At 55.8% G+C, this 432-nt stretch carries 1 protein-coding gene; it reads left to right on the forward strand.

Annotation, left to right across the window (positions count from 1 at the left end):
* Positions 1 to 14: 14 nt before the first annotated feature.
* Positions 15 to 432, forward strand: a 418-nt coding sequence (locus AC1D0P_RS30125) for a DUF1345 domain-containing protein (RefSeq protein WP_477680085.1), incomplete at its 3' end; no start/stop codon positions are given.

Raw genomic sequence — 432 nt, forward strand, 5'->3', positions numbered from 1 at the left:
CGAACGACGAGGACATGCAGCTGCGCGCGCAACGCACCGATGAGGGCCGTTTCGCCGTGCTGTTCACATCGGTGATTGCCGCAGTCGCGAGCCTTGCCACAATCGTCGTCGAATTGTCGCGGATTAAGGATGCAAGCGGTCGGGACGCGACATTCTATATCGCACTTTCCGTGGTCACGATCCTGGTGTCTTGGTCTTTCATCCAGATCATTTTCACCGAGCACTATGCGCACGAATATTATATGAAGACCCATGAGGGGCGGCGCAAGCGCGACGAACAAGGCTCAGGTCTCGGCTTCCCCGACAAGGGCAAGCCGGATTACGTGGATTTTCTCTATTTCACCGTCACGATTGGTGTCGCCAACCAGACGGCCGACATCTCCATCCAATCGCGGCCAATGCGTATCCTGGTGCTGATGCATTCTGTAATCT

Source organism: Polaromonas sp. P1_G2, assembly GCF_056405515.1.